General features: G+C 70.5%; 16 protein-coding genes and 2 pseudogenes. 11 read left to right on the forward strand and 7 right to left on the reverse strand.

Going from position 1 to position 16,020, the window contains the following annotated elements:
• Positions 1-151: 151 nt before the first annotated feature.
• Both RM590_RS06485 and RM590_RS06490 read right to left on the reverse strand, forming a co-directional pair.
• Positions 152-343, reverse strand: a complete 192-nt coding sequence (locus RM590_RS06485; protein WP_311703422.1) for a DUF397 domain-containing protein — start codon at positions 341-343, stop codon at positions 152-154.
• Positions 340-1,167, reverse strand: a pseudogene (locus RM590_RS06490) (helix-turn-helix domain-containing protein). Before RM590_RS06490 ends, RM590_RS06485 begins: the two are co-directional and overlap by 4 nt.
• Positions 1,168-1,392: 225 nt before the next feature.
• Between RM590_RS06490 and RM590_RS06495 the strand changes: the two are divergent.
• The 3 genes from RM590_RS06495 (at position 1,393) to RM590_RS06505 (ending at position 4,690) form a co-directional block, all read left to right on the forward strand.
• Entirely contained in the window at positions 1,393-1,662 is a 270-nt protein-coding gene (locus RM590_RS06495) for a hypothetical protein (protein WP_311703423.1), read from the forward strand.
• Positions 1,655-2,284 (forward strand): DUF6879 family protein, encoded by a 630-nt coding sequence (locus RM590_RS06500; protein WP_311703424.1) that lies wholly within the window; start codon positions 1,655-1,657, stop codon positions 2,282-2,284. Before RM590_RS06495 ends, RM590_RS06500 begins: the two co-directional genes overlap by 8 nt.
• Before the next feature lie 75 nt (positions 2,285-2,359).
• Complete coding sequence (locus RM590_RS06505; RefSeq protein WP_311703425.1) at positions 2,360-4,690, forward strand: ATP-binding protein; 2,331 nt, start codon at positions 2,360-2,362, stop codon at positions 4,688-4,690.
• 12 nt (positions 4,691-4,702) lie between these two features.
• Here the strand turns inward: RM590_RS06505 and RM590_RS06510 are convergent, their stop codons facing one another.
• Positions 4,703-5,659, reverse strand: a complete 957-nt coding sequence (locus tag RM590_RS06510; protein ID WP_311703426.1) for a DUF5937 family protein — start codon at positions 5,657-5,659, stop codon at positions 4,703-4,705.
• A gap of 85 nt (positions 5,660-5,744) precedes the next feature.
• Here RM590_RS06510 and RM590_RS06515 point away from each other — a divergent pair, with 85 nt between their 5' ends.
• Positions 5,745-7,004 (forward strand): MFS transporter, encoded by a 1,260-nt coding sequence (locus RM590_RS06515; protein ID WP_311703427.1) that lies wholly within the window; start codon positions 5,745-5,747, stop codon positions 7,002-7,004.
• On the opposite strand, the gene RM590_RS06520 is transcribed toward RM590_RS06515, so the two are convergent.
• From RM590_RS06520 to deoC, 3 genes are read right to left on the reverse strand one after another with little or no spacing between them, the layout of a single operon-like run.
• Complete coding sequence (locus RM590_RS06520; RefSeq protein ID WP_311703428.1) at positions 6,886-7,776, reverse strand: aldehyde dehydrogenase family protein; 891 nt, start codon at positions 7,774-7,776, stop codon at positions 6,886-6,888. The genes RM590_RS06515 and RM590_RS06520 overlap by 119 nt on opposite strands.
• Positions 7,769-9,199: an aldehyde dehydrogenase family protein gene (locus tag RM590_RS06525; protein ID WP_311703816.1), complete on the reverse strand. Its 1,431-nt coding sequence runs from the start codon at positions 9,197-9,199 to the stop codon at positions 7,769-7,771. Before RM590_RS06525 ends, RM590_RS06520 begins: the two co-directional genes overlap by 8 nt.
• Positions 9,200-9,215: 16 nt before the next feature.
• A complete protein-coding gene (deoC, locus tag RM590_RS06530) occupies positions 9,216-10,169 on the reverse strand; it encodes a deoxyribose-phosphate aldolase (protein ID WP_311703817.1) in 954 nt (317 codons plus the stop codon).
• A 123-nt stretch (positions 10,170-10,292) separates the two neighbouring features.
• Here deoC and RM590_RS06535 point away from each other — a divergent pair.
• The 5 genes and pseudogenes from RM590_RS06535 to RM590_RS06555 all read left to right on the forward strand — a co-directional run.
• Positions 10,293-10,478, forward strand: a pseudogene (locus RM590_RS06535) (sigma factor); the annotation flags it as partial.
• 161 nt (positions 10,479-10,639) lie between these two features.
• Complete coding sequence (locus RM590_RS06540; RefSeq protein WP_311703429.1) at positions 10,640-11,278, forward strand: PH domain-containing protein; 639 nt, start codon at positions 10,640-10,642, stop codon at positions 11,276-11,278.
• 83 nt (positions 11,279-11,361) lie between these two features.
• Positions 11,362-11,592, forward strand: coding sequence for a hypothetical protein (locus RM590_RS06545; protein ID WP_311703818.1), 231 nt, complete (start codon positions 11,362-11,364; stop codon positions 11,590-11,592).
• A 71-nt stretch (positions 11,593-11,663) separates the two neighbouring features.
• A complete protein-coding gene (locus RM590_RS06550; protein ID WP_394813809.1) occupies positions 11,664-11,948 on the forward strand; it encodes a helix-turn-helix domain-containing protein in 285 nt (94 codons plus the stop codon).
• Between the two features lie 229 nt (positions 11,949-12,177).
• Positions 12,178-14,058: a serine/threonine-protein kinase gene (locus RM590_RS06555; protein WP_311703430.1), complete on the forward strand. Its 1,881-nt coding sequence runs from the start codon at positions 12,178-12,180 to the stop codon at positions 14,056-14,058.
• Positions 14,059-14,488: 430 nt separating this feature from the next.
• Here the strand turns inward: RM590_RS06555 and RM590_RS06560 are convergent, their stop codons facing one another.
• Complete coding sequence (locus RM590_RS06560) at positions 14,489-14,632, reverse strand: hypothetical protein (RefSeq protein WP_311703431.1); 144 nt, start codon at positions 14,630-14,632, stop codon at positions 14,489-14,491.
• 266 nt (positions 14,633-14,898) lie between these two features.
• Between RM590_RS06560 and RM590_RS06565 the strand changes: the two genes are divergently transcribed.
• Together RM590_RS06565 and RM590_RS06570 are read left to right on the forward strand one after the other, a co-directional pair.
• Positions 14,899-15,786: a helix-turn-helix domain-containing protein gene (locus RM590_RS06565; RefSeq protein WP_311703432.1), complete on the forward strand. Its 888-nt coding sequence runs from the start codon at positions 14,899-14,901 to the stop codon at positions 15,784-15,786.
• Positions 15,773-15,982: a DUF397 domain-containing protein gene (locus RM590_RS06570; RefSeq protein WP_311703433.1), complete on the forward strand. Its 210-nt coding sequence runs from the start codon at positions 15,773-15,775 to the stop codon at positions 15,980-15,982. Before RM590_RS06565 ends, RM590_RS06570 begins: the two co-directional genes overlap by 14 nt.
• Positions 15,983-16,020: the final 38 nt, after the last annotated feature.

Consider the following 16,020-nt stretch of genomic DNA (forward strand, 5'->3'; position numbering starts at 1 on the left):
GAACGGGGGAGTGGGGGGAAACGGGGGACGCGGGGGGACCACGGGGGAAGGGGGACGCGGGGTTCGGTCGACCGGGGGGTTCGGCCGGGCCCCGCGTTTTTTGTTGGGCGAACGCCGCTGCTGTGCTCATCCGCTGCCCGATCCGGGCCGGTCAGCCCCTGACGTGCTCCACGAACGCCTGCCAGGCGTTGGTGGGCACAAGAAGGATGGGGCCGGTGTTCTTGCTGTCGCGGACGGGAACTACTCCGGGGTGGTCATCGGCGACCTCCAGGCAGTCGCCACCGTTGATGGCGCTGTAGCTGGACTTGCGCCAGCGCGTCACGGCTGGTCCAGTGGCAGTCACGACTGGTATTCCTCCATCAACTGTTGGGTGAAATCAGCCGTTTCGGCTGGAGAGAGGGCGTATGCCCGTGCCGCATCGTAGAGTCTCTGTCGCGCGGCAACCTCCTCGAACTCCTCGAAGTAGTGGCCGTTGGTCCGCCCTTCCTCCCAGGCCACGGACGTGCCATCCGGCAGCTTCAGGATGCTCATTGTTCCGTTGAGCAAGGCATGCGCGCCGTGCCGAAACGGGAGAACCTGAATCTTGGAGCGGTTGGTGTCGGTCAGGGGCAGCAGCCGGGTCAGTTGCTCATGCATCACCTCCGGACCGCCCACCGGACGGCGGAGCACGGCCTCGTCCAAAATCATCCACAGGCGCGGCGGATCTATCGACTTGAGTCGCTCCTATCGGGCTATCCGGGCGGCCAGCCGTTCCTCCAACTCCTCATCGGTGGCGTCCTCGTCGCAGCGAAAGTGAGCTCGGGCATACGCCTCGGTCTGAAGCAGTCCCCAGACCACATGGCCCGCGTAGTGGGCCATGGACTCCGCCCGCTCGGCCAGGCGCATGTAGTGCTTGAACTGATCGGGATGGATTTCGCGGAGAACCAGGCGGTAGAGGGCGGCGAAGTGGTCCCCTGTGCCGAAGAACCGGTCGAACTCCTCCGACAGGCCGGGTGGAACTATCGACTCCCCGGCCTCGATCCTCGCCAACTGGCTCTTGCTGCACGGCACCTCACCCGCCAGCTTGACGAGTGACATGTCGGCGTTCAGTCGGTGACGCCGCAGGTCGGCGCCGTAGAAGTGCCGCATGGAGCGGTCCGGCGTCAACTCCCCAGGTTCGAATCGCATCTGTCCTCCCCTATCCGTCGCCCGTTGAGCACAGCGCGTTCATCTTAGCCGCATAGGGCGACTAAGATGCTACGGAGGGTAGTTGCGTGGCGGGGGAGTGCGTCGATGGCATCACGCCCCCCAGGTCCGAGCACGTGCCGCGTTGGCTGGTTCGATGGTTGTGGCGTGTGATCGGCACCCCTACAGTGAGTAGCCATCGCTGGGTAGTGTCGAGTGGAGGACGCCATGAGCCGTCCCTGGGAAGCCGATCCTTCCGCGTTATTCGCGCGGCGGCTGGGGAAGTCCGCCAAGGAGCTGGGTAATTCGGAGGACAAGAACGACTGCCCGGACATCTGGCAGCTGGACAATGGCGATATAGCTGTCATCGGACGTGACCTCACCGCAGCGTACCGCGCGCGCCTTCCAGAAGGTGTGACGCTGGCCGCGGACGAGCGGCTGGTCGTCCTTCCCGGCAATATGCTCAGTGCGGCGAAAGCGGATATCCCGGATGCCTGATCTCTATGCTCCTCCCCTTGACCGTGCCCGGGGAGAGAGGCTCAGTTGGGCCGACTATTCGGCCGACTTCTGGCAGCGCTACGCGCAGATCTATGAGCGCGACTCCTGGAAGTTCGAGCGGCGTCAGCATTTCGTTGAACAAAAAAGCCCCAGCCGGGCCGCACTTGGCCGGGGCGACTGGGACGGGGCGCTCCGACTGTTGGAGGACAGGCGCGAGAGTCTGCGGAAAGCCGCGGAGCAGGACCAGCGGCAGCGCACCGTCTTCCACCGGGTTCGGGTCACGGAACAGCCGCTCACGCCCTACCTTCAGTGGGAACTGCATTCCCTGCGCATGAAGGCCGAGTACGACGAAATCATCAGAGTCATCGATGCCGCGCACGTGAGCGCCCTGGAAATCGATGGGCTGCTCCCCGAGGTGGTCGTCCTCGGCGGCCAGACGCTCTATGAGGTGGTCTATACCGACGCGGGCGTCCCGGACGGTGGCATCCGTTTCACCGAGCCCGATCTCGTGCGGGGCTGGGAGGACTTCATCAGAACGCTTTTCGAAGGCGGGGAGGACATCGCCTCCTATTTCGAGCGCGAGGTGGCCCCCCTGCCCCCGCCACAACTGATTACGGAGTAGACGATCAACGAGCGCAAGGGCGAAGAGGAGCGCCCCGGCGGCACGCGTTCCGAGCTGTCGGGGTCCTCGCGCGATGTGGTGCAGGCGGGTCATGTCAGTGGCGGGATCCACTTCCACGGTGGGGACGATTCCCGGTTTCTCAAACCCCGGCAACTGCCAGGAGATGTCAGGGGCTTTGTCAATCGGACCGAGGAACTGGACCGGCTGAACGCCATCCTGCCCGATGCGGAAGGCGACCCGTTCGTCGTCTCCGTCTGCGTCATCGCGGGTACGGCAGGTGCAGGCAAGACCTCTCTCGCGTTGCGCTGGGCCCATCAGGTACAGGGACGCTTCCCGGACGGGCAGCTCTACGTCAACCTGCGGGGCTACGACCCGGCCGACCCGGTCACCCCTCAGGAAGCCCTGCACCGTTTCCTCACCGCCCTCGGCGTGCCTGCTGCCTCCGTGCCCGAGGATCTGGACGCCGCCGCCGCGCTCTACCGTTCTCTGCTGGCCGACCGCCGGACGCTGATCGTTCTGGACAACGCGGCCACCGCCGCGCAAGTCCGTCCGCTGCTGCCCGGCAGCCCGGGGTGTCTGGCCGTGGTGACCAGTCGCAGTCGGCTCTCCGGCCTGGCGATACGCGATGGCGCCCAGCGCCTGACTCTGGGGACACTTCCCGAGCCGGAGGCAGTCGCTCTGTTGCGCGCCGTCACCGCCGGATACCGACCGGAGGATGACGCGGGCAAGCTCTCCGAGCTGGCTCGCCTGTGTGCGCGTCTGCCGCTGGCCTTGCGCATCGCCGCCGAACGCGCCGCTACTCACCCGCATTTGAGGCTTGAGGACTTGATCGCCGAGCTGCGCGACGAGACCGCTCTCTGGGATGCCCTCAGTGCCAGTCATGAGGACGAAGCGGATGGTGTCCGCACCGTCTTTGCCTGGTCCTACCGCGCTCTGCCGACGGATGCGGCCCGCCTCTTCCGGCTCTTGGGACTCCATCCCGGGCCGGAGTTCGGTCTCCATGTGGCCGCCACCCTCGCCGGCGCGGGTGTCGGCCGTACGCGTCAGCTTCTGGACATGCTGGTGGGCGCCCATCTGCTGGAGCAGACGGGTCCCGACCGGTATGAGTTCCACGATCTGCTCCGTGCCTTCGCCACCGACCAGGCCCGTCTCGAAGAGCCCGCCGCCCAGCGTGAGGCGGCGCTGTGCCGCGTTCTCGACTGGTATCTGCACACTGCCGACGCCGCGCAGAGCTGGCTCGAACCGAACGAGGCGCATCAGCCGCTCGTTCCGCCCGACGGGACCGTAACGCCCCTGTCCTTTCCGGACTATGACGCTGCCGTGAGCTGGGCCGAGCGCGAGCACACCAACCTCTTGGCCGCCGTGAAGACAGCGCAGGCCGAAGGGCTCGACCGCTACGCCGCTCAGTTGCCGGCCGTCCTCTGGAACGCACAGGCGCCCTCGGCCTCCGCCCTGGACTGGTTCGAAGCGGGCCGCATTGGTCTGGCGGCGGCCCGGCGCCTGGGTGAACGGGCTGCGGAAGCCGCCCTGTTGGAAGACCTTGGCATGAGCCATACCCGGCTCAACAGGCTGGCCGAGAGCCAGGAGTGCCACGAAGGTGCCCTGATCATCCGGCGCGAGCTCGGCGACCGGGACGGCGAGGCGAACTCGCTCAACCTGCTCGGCCTCACGCACCTCCACCGCCGCCAACTGACCGCAGCACGCGAATACTTCGAGCAGGCCATTGCCATCTACCGGGACATTGGCGCCGCCCACTTCGAGGCGGTGGCGCTCGCCAATCTCGCCGAGACCCATTACCGCGCCGGTCGACTCGCCGAGGCAGAGGAGACCGGCCGTGGTGCCCTCGTGAGCCAGCGAGCAGCCGGCAACCGGGGGAGCCAAGGAAACATCCTGCGTACCCTGAGCGACATTCAGGCCGAACGCGGCCAAGCCGAGGAGGCGTTGTCCAGTGCGCAGGAGGCGGTGGACATCGCCCTGAGCCTGCGCAACCAGTTCACGGAGGCCATCCGCCTCATCAGCCTCGGCAACGCCCAGCTCCTTCTCGGCCGTTACGCCGAGGCGCTGGATTCCTACCAGCGCTCCGCCGCCCTCCACCGCCGCCTGCGGAACCGCAGCCGGGAAGCGCTGGCCTGGCTTGGCGCGGGCCGCACCTACTACGCCCTCCAACGTCCCGAGGAAGCCGCCGACTTCCACCGCCAAGCCGCGGCCGCCTTCCACGACCTCGGCGATCCCTGGCACGAGGCCCTGGCCCGCGACGACCTCGCGCGCGCTCTTCGCGACGAGCGCCCGGACCGGGCCCGCGAGCACTGGGCCGAGGCCCTGCGGCTCCTGGCCGGGTACGACGACCCCCGGGCGGTCACCACCCGCGAGCGAATCGCGGGCCATCTGACGGACCCGCGGGCCTGACGATCCGGGGCGTTACGGCTGGCGCGCGCCCAGCAGGGCGTCGGCCAGGGACGTGCGGCGGTAGAGCACCGTGCGGCCGTTCCGGTCGGCGGTGAGGATTCCCGCCTCCCGCAGTGCCGTCAGGTGCTCCGACACCGTGCCCGGGGACAGGTCCAGGCGGCGGGCCAGTGCCGTCGTGCTCGCCGGTTCGTCCAGCGCGGCGAGCAGCAGCGCCTTGGTGCGGCCCACCACGGCCGCCAGCCGGCGGTCCTCGGTGGTGCCCTCGCGGGACCACAACGAGCCGACGCCGCGCGCCGGATACAGCAGGGCCGGCTGCCAAGGCGGCACCACGATCACGCCGATCCGCGGCCACGCGAAGGCGCTGGGCACGAACAGCAGCCCGCGTTCGTCCAGCACCGTGCGGGACCGGGTCGCGCTGCGCACCACCAGGGCGTCGTTCACCAGCCGGACCCGGGTGTGCAGATCGCCGAGCGCCTCCGCGATGCCGCCCACGGCCAGCCGGTGTGCCCGGTAGGTGATGTCGGCGGCGAGCAGGTCGCGCAGTCGCGGCCAGAACGGGGCGACGAGATGCGACCAGGCCAGTTCCATCTGGTCGGCCAGCAGATCGCGGGCCGTCGCCGGGTCCTCGGGGAGGCCGGTCAAGTCGGCGTCCACCAGGGAGAGTTCGGCTGCGACCTGTGCGGGTGGCGTGCGCCGCACCTCGGCGAGCTGTGCCTCCGCCGTCGTCTCCGGCCCGGTGGGCGGCGGGCCGAGGAAGTCGGTGATGTACGAGGCGCCGCTGAGTACTTGCCGCAGCTCGGTGATCGGCAGCTCGCGGGCGGTCGCGGCGACCTCGGCCCGCCAGGGGGCGTGCGCGGGGTGGCCGCGCAGGCCGAGCAGCACTTGAACGGCCGCCATCGTCTCGTCCAGCGGCGAGACGGCGAACCGGATCCGGTGGGTGCTGCCCGGGGTGAGGACCAGCTCGATCATGGGCCGCGCCTCCCTTCGGCGCCCGGTGATTCGGGTATTGCCGAATCAGTATGCGCCCGCGCCCGTCCGGCGAAGAGTGGTGTCCATGACCTCCCCGACCCTGGCGCGCGACCGCGCCTACCTGCACTGGTCGGCCGGCGCGCAGGCCGGCCGGCTGCCGGCCGCCATGGCCCCGCTGGCCTTCACCACACTGACCGTGACGACCACCGGCTCCTACCGGCTGGGCGCCCTGATGATGTCCGTGTTCGTGGTCGCCCAGACCCTCGGCGCCGTGCCCACCGGCCGGCTGCTCGACCGGCTCGGCGCCGCGCGCGGCGTGACGCTGCTGGCGTGCTGCGCCGCCGCCGCGTTCGCCGCGCTGACCGCCGCCGCGCGCGCCGGGGCGCCGCCCCTCGCGCTGCTCGCGCTCGTCGCCGCGCCGGGGCTGATCGCGGGCGGGCTGTCCGGCGGATTCCGCAGCCTGCTCGCGGGCGCGGTGGACGAGGCACGCATCGTGCGGGCGGTCGCGGTGGACGCGATGCTCGTCGACGCGATCCTGGTGGCCGGACCGGTGCTGGTCGCCGTTCTGACGCCGGCAGGCGCCCTGCTGCCGCTGCTGGTGATGGCCGGCGCCTACGCGGCGTCCGCCGCGCTGATGGCCACGCTGCCGCTCGACGCGCCCCCGCCGCGCCGCGAACGGAAGGGCGAACGGCCCCCGCTCCCGCTGCGGCGGGCCGTTCCCTGGTTCGGCTGCAACTTCGCCATCGGGCACGTCCTGTCCACCGTCGAGGTCGCCCCGCTGCCGCTGGCCGGGCGCCTGGGCGCGGGCCCGGCCGGCGCGGCGGTCGTGCTGGCGGCGCTGTGCGGGGCGAGCATCGCCGGCAGCGCCCTGTTCGCCTGGCGCGGCCGTCCGCGCCGGGCCGGGGCCATCGCGTTCCTCGGCTGCTTCGCCGCCGGCTCCCTCTTCCTGGCGGCCGGCACCGGGGGCTGGCCCGGGCTGCTCGCCGCCGTCGTGCTGGTCGGCGCCTGCACCGGCCCGTTGCTGACCACCGCCTCCGTCTCGCTCCAGCGGCTGCTGCCGGCCGAACGCCGCGCCGAGGGCTTCTCGGTGGCGTTCGTCATCCAGGGCACCGGCTTCGGCCTCGGCTCCCTCACCGTCGGCGCGCTCCCCCTGCACCTCGCCCATCTCCTCGCGGCGGCGACGGCGTTGGCGGCCTGCGCGCTGATCGCCCGCCCCCGGCCGGAGCTCACAGCCCCATCGGGTGCCACACCGTCTTCGTCTCCAGGAACGCCAGCAGCCGCGACGTCCCGGGATCGGCGTGCCAGTCCTCTGCCTCCCCGGGGCGCGGACGCCGTACCCGCTTGAGGTTCTCCGCCGCCGTGGCCTCCAACTCCGCGGCCAGCTCGGGGCTTTCCGCCCCCGTGAGGTCGATGGCGTTGACGTCCTGGTGGGCGGCCAGCGGCGGGCCGAGCTCCGCGGTCCGGCCGGAGAGAACGTTCACGACACCGCCCGGCACATCGGACGTCGCCAGCACCTCCGCCAGCGACAGCGCGGGCAGGGGCGCGCGTTCACTCGTGACCACCACCGCCGTGTTGCCGGTCGCGGTCACCGGCGCCAGCACGGACACCAGCCCGAGCAGCCCGGACTCCTGCGGCGCCAGCACGGCGACCACACCGGTCGGCTCGGGGGTGGAGAGGTTGAAGTACGGGCCCGCCACCGGGTTGGCCGCGCCGGCGACCTGCGCGACCTTGTCCGTCCAGCCCGCGTACCAGACCCAGCGGTCGATCGCCGCGTCCACCACCGCGCGCGCCTCGGCCTTCGACCGCCCCTCGGCCGCCGCGACCTCGGCCCGGAACTGCTCCCGGCGGCCCTGGAGCATCTCCGCGACCCGGTACAGGATCTGGCCCCGGTTGTACGCGGTCGCGCCCGACCAGCGCGGGAACGCCTTGCGCGCGGCGGCCACCGCGTCGCGCGCGTCCTTGCGGGAGGCGCGCGGCGCGTTGGCCAGCCAGCGGCCCTGCGAGTCGGTCACCTCGTACACCCGTCCGCTCTCCGAGCGCGGGAACGCGCCCCCGATGAACAGCTTGTAGGTTTTGAGAACGTCAAGTGGCGTCGCGCCGCGCGGAGCTTCAGACATCGAGGTAGGCCTCCAGACCGTGCCGGCCGCCCTCGCGGCCGTAGCCCGACTCCTGATAACCGCCGAACGGGGACGTGGGGTCGAACTTGTTGAACGTGTTGGACCAGATGACGCCGGCCCGCAGGCGGCTGGCCATCCACAGGATGCGCGAGCCCTTCTCCGTCCAGATGCCGGCGGACAGGCCGTAGGGCGTGTTGTTCGCCTTGGCCACCGCCTCCTCCGGCGTGCGGAACGTCAGCACCGACAGCACCGGGCCGAAGATCTCCTCGCGCGCGATGCGGTGCGCCTGGCTCACGCCGGTGAAGACGGTCGGCGGGAACCAGTACCCCGAGGTCGGCAACTCGCAGGCGGGAGACCACCGTTCGGCACCCTCCGCCACTCCCGCGTCCGCCAGGTCGCGGATGCGAACGAGCTGCTCGGGCGAGTTGATCGCGCCGATGTCGGTGTTCTTGTCCAGGGGGTCGCCCACGCGCAGGGTGGCCATGCGGCGCTTCAGCGCGTCCAGCAGCTCGTCCGCCACCGACTCCTGGACCAGGAGCCGGGAGCCCGCGCAGCAGACATGGCCCTGGTTGAAGAAGATCCCGTTGACCACGCCCTCGACGGCCTGGTCGACGGGCGCGTCGTCGAAGACGATGTTCGCCGCCTTGCCGCCCAGTTCGAGCGTGAGCTTCTTCCGGGTGCCCGCCACCGCGCGGGCGATGCCCCGGCCGACCTCGGTGGAGCCGGTGAACGCGACCTTGTCGACGCCCGGGTGGCCGACCAGCGCGGCGCCCGTGGTGCCGTCGCCCGTCACGATGTTGACGACGCCGGGCGGCAGCGACGCCTGGCGGCAGATCTCGGCGAAGCGCAGCGCGGTCAGCGGCGTCGTCTCGGCGGGCTTGAGGACCACGGTGTTGCCCGTGGCCAGCGCCGGGGCGATCTTCCAGGCGAGCATCAGCAGCGGGAAGTTCCACGGGATGACCTGGCCGGCCACGCCCAGCGGGCGCGGATCGGGGCCGTAACCGGCATGCGCCAGCTTGTCCGCCCAGCCCGCGTAGTAGAAGAAGTGCGCGGCGACCAGGGGGAGATCGACGTCGCGCGACTCGCGGATCGGCTTGCCGTTGTCCAGCGACTCCAGAACGGCCAGCTCGCGGGAGCGCTCCTGGATCAGCCGCGCGATCCGGAAGAGGTACTTGGCGCGCTCGGCGCCGGGCAGCCCCGACCAGGCGGGGAACGCGGCGCGGGCGGCGGCCACCGCCGCGTCCACGTCCTCGGCGGTGGCGTGCGCGACCTCGGAGAGGACCTCCTCGGTGGCGGGGGCGACCGTCTTGAACGCGCGACCCTCCGCCCCCGGACGGAACTCGCCGTCGATGAACAGGCCGTGGGACGGGGCGATCTCGGCGGTGGAACGGGACTCGGGTGCGGGTGCGTACTCGAACTTCATCGCGCTCATGGGGCCTTCAGTCCACCGTTACGTAGTCGGGGCCGGAGTAGCGTCCGGTGGCGAGCTTCTGACGCTGCATCAGCAGATCGTTCAGCAGGCTGGAGGCGCCGAACCGGAACCAGGCCGGGTCCAGCCAGTCGTCCCCGGCCGTCTCGTTCACCAGGACCAGGTACTTCAGCGCGTCCTTGCTGGTGCGGATGCCGCCGGCCGGCTTGACGCCCACCTGGCGGCCGGTCGCGGCGCGGAAGTCGCGGACCGCTTCGAGCATGAGCAGAGTGTTCGCCGGGGTGGCGTTGACGCCGACCTTGCCGGTGGACGTCTTGATGAAGTCGGCCCCGGCCAGCATCGCCAGCCAGGAGGCGCGGCGGATCGCGTCGTACGTGGCCAGCTCGCCGTTCTCCAGGATGACCTTCAGATGCGCCGGCCCGCAGGCCTCCTTGACGGCGACGATCTCCTCGAAGACCTGGAGGTAGCGGCCGGAGAGGAACGCGCCCCGGTCGATGACCATGTCCACCTCGTCGGCGCCCGCCGCGACGGCCTCACGGGTGTCCGCGAGCTTCACCGAACGAGCGGCCCGGCCGGCCGGGAACGCGGTGGCGACGGACGCGACCGCGATGCCGGTGCCGCGCAGCGCCTCCTTGGCCACGCGCGCCATGTCGGAATAGACGCAGATGGCGGCGACTCTCGGCACCGACGGGTCGCCCGGGTCCGGCGCGGCGCCCTTCGCGCACAGCGACCGCACCTTTCCGGGGGTGTCGGCGCCCTCCAGGGTGGTCAGGTCGATCATGGAGATCGCCAGGTCGATGGCGAACGCCTTGGCCGTCGTCTTGATGGAACGCGTCCCCAGGGCGGCGGCGCGGGCTTCGAGCCCCACCGCGTCAACCCCGGGCAGGCCGTGCAGGAAACGGCGCAGCGCGGCGTCGGACGCGGTCACGTCCGCGACGGGCAGCACCGGTGCTGTGGATGGCATGCTCACCAGATCAGCATATCTACGCGCGTAGTCGCCTGCCAGGGGGACAACGGGAAACTCCCGGGCGGGGCTGGGCAACCGATTGCGGCGGGATGGTGGTCGGGGAGGTGAGGGGGTGCTCGAATGGGGACTCAGGACACGACCCGGGACGCGGCTCAGGACGGCGAGACGTTCCCGGCGTATGTGCGCGGCCGGTGGTCGTCACTGGTGCGCACGGCCTGTCTGCTCACGGGCGACCAGCATCTGGCCGAGGACGTGGCGCAGAGCGCGCTGGCCAAGGCGTATCGCTCCTGGCACCGGGTGCGGCGCAGGGGCCGCGGGCATAGCCGGGCAGGCGGTGGACGCCGGCCCGGTGATCAAGGGATACGACGCCGGAGGGGAGCTGATCCACGACTCCTCCGAGGACCCGATCCACTCCCAGAGGTAGAGGCCCGCGCGAGCTCGCGTCGCCGTCCGGCAGAATCGGAAGCATGAGTGAGCCCCAGAAGTACGCCGACCGCGTCTACCGCTCCGGGTCCGCCCTGGCGGGAGGAGTGCTCCTGCTCGGCCTGGCGGGGTGGCTCGGCGGTGACGCGATCGTCCGGGGCGAGGGCCGCGCCCCGGTGACCGCGGTGTTCGCGCTGCTCTTCGTGGCGCCGCTGGTCATCGCGTTCACTCTGCGTCCGGCCGTCTTCGCCTCGGACGAGCGCCTGCGCGTGCGAAACCCTTTCCGGACGATCACCCTCCCCTGGACCGCCGTCGAGGGCATCCGGGCCAGCTACTCCAGCGAGGTCCTGGCGGGCGGCACCAAGTACCAGATGTGGGCCATCCCCGTCTCCCTCCGCCAGCGCTCCCGCGCCACCCGGCACAACGAGGAGCTGGCCTCGGGCAAGGCCCCGCGCGGCGGCCTCCTGGGCTTCGGCGGCGGCGGCCTCGCGGCCTCCCAGCAGCCCGGCGGCGAGCGCACGGCCCCCGGCGACGTGGCGGTGGCCGAGCTGCGCGAGCTGGCCGAGCGGCACGGCGAGGGCGAGCCCCCGGAGGGCGCGGTGACGGTCCGCTGGAGCTACGAGATCCTGGCCCCCCTCGCGGTCGGCGCCGTGGCGCTGATCATCCTCTGGCTGACACGCTGAGCCGCCCCCGGTCCGGCACCTGAGCAGGGCCGGACCGGGGTAAGCATCGCGGTACGCTCCCCGCATGTCCGGGGACCACACGCATCACCGTTGCGCTCCCGTCCGAGCAAGTGGCCGAATTGAAGAAGCTGACCGACAACGTCTCCGGATATGTCGCGGAGGCGGTGGCGCGCCAGATCCGGCACCAGCTCCTTGGCGAGGATCTGCGCCGCCTCCAGGAGCAGCACGGAGCGTTTACTCCCGAGGAGCTGTCCGAGGCTCGCGACCGGATCTTCTGGGCGCCCGGCGGCACCTCCGAGCCGGACGCCGCGTGACGCGGCACTTCGAAACGGTCAGCGGGGGCCGTGGCGATACTGACCTCGGACATCGACGACATGCGGAAACTGTGCACGACCTGGCCGGTCAGGCCAACGTCAGTGTGCGGACCCTGGCCCGCCGCTGCACGGCCGAGACGGGTGTGACCCCGTTCCAATGGCTGCTCCAGCAGAGGTTGTTGCGGGCCCGCGAGTTGCTGGAGACCACCGATCTCACCGTCGACCATGTGGCCCGCCACAGTGGCCTCGGCTCCGGCGAGTCGCTCCGCCAGCACCTGAGCCGCCAGATCGGCATGACCCCGGCCGCCTACCCGGGCGCGTTCACCCATCGCCCGAGCGTGAAGACCGGTCAGTGACCGCACGGGCACGGGCGGGCGGATGAGCCAGGCGCGGCCGCGGCCGTCCCGGGCACTCCCGCGACGAGCGGCCGCGCGGTCCGGGATGAGGCTGGCACGGCGGGCCCGCTGGTTCGCCAGACCGCGCCCGCTCCTCCCCGACTCGTTGGCGTGCGTTGAGAGTTGCTCTGCCATGCGGGGTCAGCGCAGACTGAGCGGGGCTGCGGAGGCCCACATCGGGAGAAGAAATATGGAACAGCTGTCGGCGTCCGACCCACGCGAACTCGGGCTGTACCGGCCGCGTGCCGTGCTGGGTGAGGGCGGCATGGGGCGCGTGCTGCTGGCCACGGGGGCGGACGGCGGTCTGGTGGCGATCAAGATGGTGCACGCCCACCTGGCCGCCGATGACGGGTTCCGCCGGCGCTTCCGCCGTGAGGTGGAGGCCACCCGCAAGGTGGCCGGCGGCCACATCGCATCCGTGGTCCACGCCGACCTGGAGGCCGACATCCCCTGGCTGGCCTCCGAGTTCGTACACGGTCCCGCGCTGCGGGTGGTGCTGGAGGAAGCCGGTGCCCTGCCGCAGGACGCGGTGCTGCGGCTGGCCGCCGGACTGGCGGCGGCGCTGCGCGACATTCACGCGGCCGGGCTGGTCCACCGTGACCTGTCGCCCTCCAACGTGCTGCTCGCCGAGGACGGCCCGAAGGTGATCGATTTCGGTATCGTCCGGGCGGCGGAAGGCGCGTCGACCACCCGCCGCCACACCATGACCACCACGCTCACGCATGTCGGCTCGGTGATCGGCGCGCCGGGGTTCATGTCGCCCGAACAGGCGTCGGGGAAGCCGCTGACACCGGCCACCGACGTATTCTCCCTGGGCGTCATGCTGCTCGTGGCCTGCACCGGCAGGAACCCGTTCGAGGGGCCGGGCATCCCACAGATCCTCTACAACGTGGTCCACACCGAGCCCGACCTCGGCCCGGTGCCGGACCAGCTGCGCCGGATCATCGAGCCATGCCTGGCCAAGGACCCGGCTCAACGGCCCACCCCGGCCCGGCTCCTGGAACTCATCGGCCCCGAAGCCGAGGCATCTCCGTCCTGGCCCGAGGAGGTCCGCCGGCTGGCCGAACGGCAGCGCGCCGAGGTCCACCGGCACATCGCCACCACGGACGACACCGTCGACGCACCGCCCCCGGTGCCGCACATCCCCCCATCCGTCATGTCCGCACCCACCCCCGCGCCGCTCACCCAGACCTCGGGTCCCGGCCCCCAGCGGACCGGCCCCGGTGGCGGGGCCGGCTCGCGCAGACGGATCCCCACTGCCGTGAGCGCGGCCCTGGCAGCCTCGCTGGCCGTCGCGCTCGTCGTCGTCGCAGTCGCGGCCGGAACGGACGACGACCCCGAAACTGCCGGTACGGCCGACACGACCAGCACAGCGAGCACAGCGAGCAACGCGATCCGGACCGCCGAGGAAGGCGACTGCTTCGAGAACGAGGGAACCCTGCGGGACGTGGAGCTGACGTCGGCAGAGTGCGAATCCGGGGTCTTCGAGGTCCTGCGGGTCATCAACGGCTCCGCCGACGCCTCAGCTTGCGACGGAACGCCCCTCAGCGACCTGGCCGCGGCCTACCCCGACATCACGCTGTGCCTGACCTACCGCCACTACAGCGACGTCTACCACGCACGCGAGGGGGACTGCGTAGAGGAATACGACTACGACGTCGACCGCTGGATACCGGAGGATTGCACCGCGGCCGACTTCACCGTCATGGAACGCCTGGAGGGAACGAATGACGACGCCGGCTGCGACCGGTCCCGGCCGGGCAGCTACAGCCACGCGTTCACGGTGGAGGCCTGGCCGGAACTCGACGTGGTGCTGTGCCTGTCGATGAACTACCCCAGGGGGGACATCGGCTACGCGCAGCCGGGTGATTGCCTGCACCTGTACGGCACGGAAGGTGACCGCTCCTTCGAGTTCGCCGACTGCGACAGCGCCGACATCGTCCAGGTCACCAGGCGCGCAAACGCCTACTACGACGACGCCACTGAGTACTGCGGCCAAACCAACGGGTCGAGATTCGACCCGGAGGGCTTTCCCGAGCTGGCCTACACCGTGTGCTGGACCTGGCCGTGATGACCGTGCCGACGTCTTCCTGAAACGAAAGCCGCGCGAACCGGATGCTGACGTCGCCGCAGTGCGGCAGCCACTGTGCGGACGAGGTCAGATCCGGCCGTAGTAGACAGCGTTCCCGGTACGGGGGAACCCCCGTCGGTGCGGGCGAACGCGGCGCCTGGCCCAGAGGACCGTGGTCCGCCGCATCACGAAGCTCTCGCCACTCGCGAAGTCGAGGCGCTTGCAGCCGGGAGCCAGGGCGGTCATATCCCGCACTGTGAACACCTGGCCTCCGATCATGAGTTGATCCCCGCGCTGAACGGTGCCCGCGTCGACCTCCACCGATACGAGCACCCCCACTCCGTGGCTCACCGCGACATCACCGTTACCGCGACCGTCAGGACCGGCCTCGGGGACCGTATCGTCGCCGTGTCCCGCTCGACGGTCCCGTTCATGTGCGCTCCAGGTTCTTCAGGTGCTCGTCAACTTGGGTTTTCCACCTGGCCAGTTGGACGCCGAGGTCTTCCACCTCGGCGTCGCTGTCCGCACGTTCGCCGTCCCCGTCGTCGGGGGCGGGCTCCGGTGGAGTGGTCATGGGTGTCACCTGCCGATCGTTCTCGGTTCTGGCGGATCTCCGGTTGGGCGACGGCAGCACGCGAGAGCCGTACCGAACGTGGCCGATTCGCCACGCGGTGCAACCGGTGCCCACTAGAGTGCTCTCCGGAGATGGAATGTGCAAGCCTTCATTTCGCTTTTTCGATGCAGGTCATCAATTGGTTGACAAGCATTGCGAAATGAAGAGGCGGGTACTTTCATTTCGGGCGACGGGCGTACTTCAGGCTGAGTGAGGGAAGGGGTGTTATGCCGGAGCCGACATTGGGATCAACCGTCCCGAGGCGACAACTTGGACGGCATCTGAGGAGCTTGCGCATGGGCGCACGGCTCACGCTCAGGGTGGCGGCCAGCAAGCTGGAATGGTCGGAAGCGAAGATGTGGCGGATCGAGACCGGGTTGACCTCGATGCGCAGCCACGACGTACAGACAATGTGCACGATCTACGGCGCGCCCCAGGATCTGACCGAGGCCCTGATGGGACTCGCGAAGGAGACGAAGGCGCGCGGCTGGTGGCACAGCTACGGGGATGTCATCCCGGAAGGCTTCGATGTCTATATCGGACTGGAGGGAGCCGCCTCGCAGATGTCCGTGTACCAGGGCGAGCGGATTCCCGGCCTGCTCCAGACCGAGGAGTACGCGCGGGCCATCATCCGGGCGCACTTTCCGACGGAGGGCGAGGAGGAGGTCGAGCGCCGCGTCCGTCTGAGGATCGCGCGGCAGACACTGATCACCAGGGTCACCGAACCGCCAACATTGCATGTCGTACTGGACGAAGGGCTGTTGCGGCGTCCCATTGGTGGGAGCGATGTCATGGCGGAGCAGCTCGCGCACCTGGTGGAGGCGTCCGAGCTGCCCAACGTGGTGATCCGGGTGGTGCCGTATGCGGCGGGGCTGCATCTGGGCGTGCTCTCGGGGTCGTTCTGCATCATGCGGTTCCCGGTCAACGGGGACGGCAAGGACAGTGAGCCGCCGACTGTCTACGCCGACGGCTACACCGGTGACCTGTATCTGGACAAGCCGAAGGAAGTCGAACGCTACGACGCCGCGTTCGCCGGCACATGGAACGATTCGCTCAGCGAGGAGGCGTCTCGCCGTCTCCTCTCCGAACTGGCAGGGAGTCATGAACGAGGTTGATGTGACGGGCGCGAAGTGGATCAAGTCCTCGCGCTCCGAATCCAACGGGCAGTGTGTGGAGGTCGCCCTCCTGGACGGCTCGGTCGCGATGCGCGACACCAAGCAGCGGGGTGCCGGGCCGGTGCTGGCCGTGCCGGCGGCCGAGTGGGGCGCGTTCGTCCGCGCGGCGGCGGACGGCGGATTCGACGGGCGGTAGCCCACCGCGAACGAGGGCCGCGCCCCTCCCCGTGGTGG

The sequence above is a fragment of the Streptomyces litchfieldiae genome (assembly GCF_031845365.1).
GTDB classification, from domain to species: Bacteria; Actinomycetota; Actinomycetes; order Streptomycetales; family Streptomycetaceae; genus Streptomyces; species Streptomyces litchfieldiae.

Bases quoted from the DNA above. Each gene is read 5' to 3' on its own strand.
- RM590_RS06495 (WP_311703423.1), top strand. From the start codon at position 1,393: ATGAGCCGTCCCTGGGAAGCCGATCCTTCCGCGTTATTCGCGCGGCGG.
- deoC (WP_311703817.1), bottom strand. From the start codon at position 10,169: ATGCCATCCACAGCACCGGTGCTGCCCGTCGCGGACGTGACCGCGTCC.
- RM590_RS06540 (WP_311703429.1), top strand. From the start codon at position 10,640: ATGAGTGAGCCCCAGAAGTACGCCGACCGCGTCTACCGCTCCGGGTCC.
- RM590_RS06565 (WP_311703432.1), top strand. From the start codon at position 14,899: ATGCCGGAGCCGACATTGGGATCAACCGTCCCGAGGCGACAACTTGGA.
- RM590_RS06500 (WP_311703424.1), top strand. From the start codon at position 1,655: ATGCCTGATCTCTATGCTCCTCCCCTTGACCGTGCCCGGGGAGAGAGG.
- RM590_RS06570 (WP_311703433.1), top strand. From the start codon at position 15,773: ATGAACGAGGTTGATGTGACGGGCGCGAAGTGGATCAAGTCCTCGCGC.
- RM590_RS06560 (WP_311703431.1), bottom strand. From the start codon at position 14,632: ATGACCACTCCACCGGAGCCCGCCCCCGACGACGGGGACGGCGAACGT.
- RM590_RS06510 (WP_311703426.1), bottom strand. From the start codon at position 5,659: ATGATCGAGCTGGTCCTCACCCCGGGCAGCACCCACCGGATCCGGTTC.
- RM590_RS06525 (WP_311703816.1), bottom strand. From the start codon at position 9,199: ATGAAGTTCGAGTACGCACCCGCACCCGAGTCCCGTTCCACCGCCGAG.
- RM590_RS06520 (WP_311703428.1), bottom strand. From the start codon at position 7,776: ATGTCTGAAGCTCCGCGCGGCGCGACGCCACTTGACGTTCTCAAAACC.
- RM590_RS06515 (WP_311703427.1), top strand. From the start codon at position 5,745: ATGACCTCCCCGACCCTGGCGCGCGACCGCGCCTACCTGCACTGGTCG.
- RM590_RS06555 (WP_311703430.1), top strand. From the start codon at position 12,178: ATGGAACAGCTGTCGGCGTCCGACCCACGCGAACTCGGGCTGTACCGG.